Source organism: Streptomyces sp., assembly GCF_050698815.1.
Lineage (GTDB): Bacteria > Actinomycetota > Actinomycetes > Streptomycetales > Streptomycetaceae > Streptomyces.
The window spans coordinates 1-5,072 of sequence record NZ_JBOHCV010000141.1; the positions used below are offsets into that span (position 1 = coordinate 1).

The following is a 5,072-nucleotide window of genomic DNA, read 5'->3' on the forward strand; positions in this document are numbered from 1 at the left end:
CGGGGCGCGACCCGTTCGGCGGCCCGCCGAGGATTCTCGTGGGCGGGGAAAGCGTCACGCTCGGCAACGCGGAGGTCCGCGTGATCTCGCGACACGGGCGATGGCTGATCGCCCCCACGCTCGTCCATCACTACGTCAACGAGCACTCCTACCTTCCGCCCGAGGAGTTCATCGAGGCGGTCACCGCTCGGCGCGCGGCGCCAGCGGCGTAGCGGGAAGCGTCACGGATCTGGTGACACCGGTGCAGACGCTCGATGACGAGGCCCGCGCATCGCAGTAACCCGACTGCCGGTTGTTGTCCAGTGCCGGGCTGCTCGTCTACGACGAGTCAGACCGCGGCGCCCCAGGGGTCGTCCACGAGGATGCCCCAGCCGCCGCCTCGGCGGCGGAGCACGTCGGCGCTCGTCCCGGCCATCTCGATCGCCTCCCCGTTCGGGCCGGTGCCGGACATTCGCCAGCGGTTGATCACGAGCGCGATGTCGCCGGCCTCGTGCACCTTGATCACCTCGCCCGTCATCCTGGGCTTCAGGGCGAAGAAATCGTTGAGTGCCTCGCGGATCGTGCTCCCCGAGACGGTGGGCACGTCAGGCGCCGGCTGGAACACGGCATCCGGCTCATAGAGCGCGAGCGCGGTCTCGAGGTCGCCCTCGTTCACCGCGTGCGTGAACCGCTCGATGGTCTCGGCAGGTGTGCTCACAGGTCCGCGCTCCTCTCAGGCAGCTCATGCGGGGGGCGTGATCTTACCGGAGAAAAGCGGAGAGAACGCGCCAATTCCCTACAAGTCGGCAGGTGGCAATCAGCTCACATCCAACCGCTTTGACCACCACCCCGGCGACCTTTGCGGTCACAGCACTAGCCGGTGGATTTCACGGCGACCAGCAGGGCGTAGCCGAGCGCGCCGTCCGCGACGGCGGTGCGGGCCGCGTTCAGGACAGCGAGGGCGGCCGTCAGGTCCACGCCCGCGTCGGCGAGCCTGGCCGGGGCGGCGATGCGCAGCAGGTTCAGCCTCGCCTCGATCTGGTCGATTATGCGCATCATGGCCTGGTCGTGGCGTTCTGTGGTGAGGGTGCGCAGTCCGGCGGCGGCCAGGATGTCCGCGTACTCGGCCGCCGGTCGGGCGTCGGCGACGCAGGCGATTCGGGCACCGAGACCGTTGAGTTCTGGTGGAAGCCGGCCGGGGATGGCGGTGACGTCGGTGATGCCGACGCGGCCGCCCGGGCGCAGGACGCGGGCGAACTCGGCTGCGGCTTTCACCTTGTCGGGGAAGGTGCACAGAGCGCATTCGCAGACCACCGCGTCGAACACCCCAGCCGAGTAGGGCAGTTGCTCCGCGTCCCCCGTCGTGAAGCGGGTCTTCTCGACCAGTCCCGCGGGCGCGGTCCGGGCCGCGACCTGGGCGAGGGCGGTGTTGGCGGCCGAGTAGTCCACGCCGTCCACCCGCACCCCGTAGACGTCGGCGAGCAGGAGCGCGGTGGTGCCCCTGCCGGAGGCCACGTCCAGGACACGGCCGTCCTGGGGGAGTTGGAGGCTGTCGGCGAGACGGCGGGTCAGGGCGGTGCCGCCGGGGTGGTAGGAGTCGCCGAGCAGCAGGGCGACCACGTCCTTCGAATAGGCGTCGGCGCAGCAGGCTTTGACCTCGTCGCTGTTCATGACGGCGGCTCCACGGTCTCGTTACCGGCGGCGATACGGGCCGTCCTCGAACCGTACGGAGTCGTGGTGAGCCGGTCCGCGAGCGGCAGCGCGTTGGGCACGACACCGGCGACGGGTACCCCCGACATGGCGGCGCGGATCTCTTCCCGGTAGCCGACGGAGTTGTACGCGCAGAAGGGGATGAGGCGCCCGTCCGGGGTGATCTCTTCGACGCAGCACTTCATCAGCTGCTTGACGTTGAGGGTGTACGGGTCCTGGAAGTCCTGCACCACGATCATGAATGCCTTGTCACCGATATCCCTGACGGCTTCGGGCAGATCGATGCCGCAGCTTTCGGCGCAGTCCAGTGCTTCGGCGGTGGCCCGCAGCTTCTCCCGCGTCGTCTCGGTGCCCATGAAGGCGGAGGCCGACCACAGCTTCTCCAGCGCCTCCCGGATGCCCGCGTCGGGCAGGACACGGTTGGTCACGTAGTCCAGATAGTCCTCGACCTGGAGGAGTCGCGGGATGGGGACGACGGTACGGTCGCCCGGTTCGCCGTCCACCAGCAGGTAGGTGACGGAACGGCAGGTGGGAAAGCAGCAGGGCACGGGGAAGAAGTCGCCCTTGGCGAACCAGTCGGGCAGTTGTTCCCCGATCAGCTGGATGACGTCGGGGTTGGTGAGCCGGTTCAGCGGGTCGAAGGCGACATGCCGGCCGGAGTGGGTGACCGGCTGGAACGCCACGGACCGTACGGCCGGGTGGTCGATGCCGTATTCGACGATCGCACCGACCTCGTGCTCGTTCAGGCCCCGCTCGACAGCGGCGACCAGGCTGACGGTCAGCCCCTCCTCGGCGCAGTTGTCCAGCGCCCGCTCCTTGATCTTTCGCAGGTCCCGTCCGCGGATCTCCCGGTGGGTACGTTCGTCGAAGCCGTCGAACTGGAGATAGACGGTCACCGACCTGCCCGGGGTCTGGTTGCGTTTGCCGAGCTCGGCGACGAAGTTCCGGTCGGTGGCGAGCCGGATGCCGTTGGTGTTGAGGGTGACGTTCTTGATCGGCCGGGCCTGGGCGAGGTCGATGAAGTCCAGGAGGTGCTTGTGGATGGTGGGCTCCCCGCCGGAGAACATCACCACCTCCGCCTCGCCCTCCGACTCCACGAAGACGTCGAGCATCCGCTCGCACTGCTCGTGGGTGATGGAGTAGCCGTCGCTCTGGTGTCCGGAGTCGGCGAAGCAGATCGGACAGTCCAGGTTGCACCCGGTGTTGACCTCGATGATCCCCAGGCAGGCGTGCTGCTTGTGCTCCGGACACAGCCCGCAGTCACTCGGACAGCCGTCTTTCACCTCCGTCTGGAAGGTGAGAGGAAGGGTGCCGGGCTTGTTGAACCGGGCCGAGGACATGTACTCCTCGGCGTCCCCGTAGACCAGGGCCTCGAACTCCCCGTGTGCCGCGCATCGTTTACGCAGATAGACCTTGTTCCCGCGGATGTTGACCTGCGCGTCGACGGGTGCCTTGCACATCGGGCAGATGGACTTGGTGAACTCCACGAACACCTCGTCACGGTCCACCTTGCGCCGTGGCGCCGGTGCCTGGGTCATCGGGGACTCCTCCACTGGGTGGTGCCAGGTTCAGCGACTGGGTCGGCTACCGGGTCGGCGAGCACCGCTGCCTTGCGTGCCAGGTCGGCCGCCGCGAGGCGAACCGGCCGAGGGCCATCGCCGTGTACGCCGTTTCCGAGCACGATCTGCGGCACCATGGCACTGACGCTAGAACCATCACCGGCCCGTGGACCGTAAACGCGCCCGCGAAGCCGCGCGTTCAGCTCCGGGCGGCCCTGTGTTCCGCCTCCGCCTTGACCGAGGCGAGTGATGCGGCGACGGTCTCCTCCCAGCGACGGGCTACGGCCGCACCCCACCGTGCTCCGGCCCGCCACAGGTCGGTGCCCAGCTCTCCCTCGTACACGAGGCGGGTGTCCGAGCGGGTGCCCGCGGCCTGCTCGGTCAGGGTGAAGGATTCGACGACGTGCGGCACCGGCCCGCGCACCAGCCGGAAGTCGACGCGCCACGGGCGGGTGAACCTGACCGTCTCCACCGTCACCGCCTTGAGCCGGCCGCCCAGGGGCGTGACGTGGGCGGCCAGCACCATGTCGCTGCCGCGTTCCAGCACCTGGACCTTCCTCCGCATCGCCCTCGTCGCCCGCCCCAGATAGGGCTGGGCGATCACGTCGAAGACGAGCTCGGGGCGCGCCGCGATGTCCACCGTCTGCGGCCCGAGTGGCCGAACCCGCCGGCCCACCCCCAGGTCGGCGGACAGTGCGCCGCTGACCAGCCCGGCATAGCCCCCGGCCGCGACGACCGCGGCCCCCGCGGTCCAGGCCGCGGCTCGGACGAGGTGGCGGCCGGCGAGGTGGCGGCCCTTCCCGGTGCGGTCTCCGGCTCGTCCTGGAACGTGATCCCGGTCACCGATGCGCATGCAGCCAAGCTATCCGTCGACCTGCCGGTGTGCTGGAAAGGTCTACCGTTCCCCGGCAAGGTGAGAGTCGACAGATGACAGGTGACGAACCCGGAGGGCTCAGCGATGCGGATCACCGTGCTGACGGTGCCCGGCTGCCCGAACGCCGCGGTCGTACGCGAGCGGATCACGGCCGCTCTGGCGGGCCGGCACGTACCGGTGAACCTGGTGGAGGTCTCCGATGAGGCCGGCGCCGCCCGGTGGGGAATGACCGGCTCGCCCACGGTCCTGCTCGACGGCGTCGATCCGTTCGCCGCGGCGGGCACCGAGCCGAGCGTGTCCTGCCGTCTGTACCGCACGGCGGACGGTACCCCTGACGGCGCGCCGAGCGTAGCGGACCTGCGGCGAGCTCTCCGCTGAGCACCCTCGCCGACAGCGGTCGGTGGCGGTGACGGCTGCGGCGGATCAGATCCCGGGATCGAAGTCGGTCACCAGGGCGCGGGCTCGTGCCATGTGCTCCTCGGGCAGCGGGCAGGAGCGTCGCTCCTTGGTGTCGATGTGGACTCCGGTCAGCACGGTGACGGCCGCTACGTCACCGGTCGACGCGTTCTCCATCTGGTGGCAGAAGCGGATCACCTTGCTGCGCACCTCCAGGAGGGTCGAACGAACCAGCACGACGTCCCCCGCGCACAACTCCTTGCGGTAGGAGATCCGTTGATCCACTGCGACCATGCCGCGGCCGCTGTCGCGCAGGTAGTCGGGGGTGACGCCGAACCCGGCGAAGAGTTGCCAGGTGGCCTCATCGAACTTCCCGACGTACCACATGACGTTCATGTGGCCCATCTGATCGCAGTGCCAGGGGTAGACCGTCCCGCGGTACATCACTTCCAGACCGGCCGCCTCCGGACCGGCGGTATCGGTGGCCATGGGCGTCTCTCCCTCGCTCGGTTCCGTGCCGATCCGGCACGTTAGCGTACGTTAACGTTAATGGA

General features: G+C 69.0%; 6 protein-coding genes and 1 pseudogene. 2 read left to right on the forward strand and 5 right to left on the reverse strand.

Annotated features, from left to right (window positions below):
* Window positions 1–212 (forward strand): annotated as a pseudogene (locus tag ACRDP3_RS05590) (hypothetical protein); the annotation flags it as partial.
* Between the two features lie 116 nt (window positions 213–328).
* On the opposite strand, the gene ACRDP3_RS05595 reads toward ACRDP3_RS05590, so the two are convergent.
* The 4 genes from ACRDP3_RS05595 to ACRDP3_RS05610 form a co-directional block, all read right to left on the reverse strand.
* Window positions 329–697, reverse strand: a complete 369-nt coding sequence (locus ACRDP3_RS05595) for a YybH family protein (RefSeq protein ID WP_431515694.1) — start codon at window positions 695–697, stop codon at window positions 329–331.
* Between the two features lie 155 nt (window positions 698–852).
* A complete protein-coding gene (locus ACRDP3_RS05600; protein WP_431515695.1) occupies window positions 853–1,650 on the reverse strand; it encodes a class I SAM-dependent methyltransferase in 798 nt (265 codons plus the stop codon).
* On the reverse strand, window positions 1,647–3,227 hold the full coding sequence (locus tag ACRDP3_RS05605; protein WP_431515696.1) for a radical SAM protein: 1,581 nt from the start codon (window positions 3,225–3,227) through the stop codon (window positions 1,647–1,649). Before ACRDP3_RS05605 ends, ACRDP3_RS05600 begins: the two co-directional genes overlap by 4 nt.
* Before the next feature lie 220 nt (window positions 3,228–3,447).
* A complete protein-coding gene (locus tag ACRDP3_RS05610; RefSeq protein WP_431515697.1) occupies window positions 3,448–4,101 on the reverse strand; it encodes an SRPBCC family protein in 654 nt (217 codons plus the stop codon).
* A gap of 81 nt (window positions 4,102–4,182) precedes the next feature.
* On the opposite strand from ACRDP3_RS05610, the gene ACRDP3_RS05615 reads away from it, so the two are divergent.
* Window positions 4,183–4,500 (forward strand): hypothetical protein, encoded by a 318-nt coding sequence (locus tag ACRDP3_RS05615; RefSeq protein ID WP_431515698.1) that lies wholly within the window; start codon window positions 4,183–4,185, stop codon window positions 4,498–4,500.
* 45 nt (window positions 4,501–4,545) lie between these two features.
* Here the strand turns inward: ACRDP3_RS05615 and ACRDP3_RS05620 are convergent, their stop codons facing one another.
* Window positions 4,546–5,007 carry an acyl-CoA thioesterase gene (locus ACRDP3_RS05620; RefSeq protein WP_431515699.1) on the reverse strand — a complete coding sequence of 154 codons (462 nt, stop codon included), beginning with the start codon at window positions 5,005–5,007 and terminating at the stop codon, window positions 4,546–4,548.
* Window positions 5,008–5,072 lie beyond the last annotated feature (65 nt).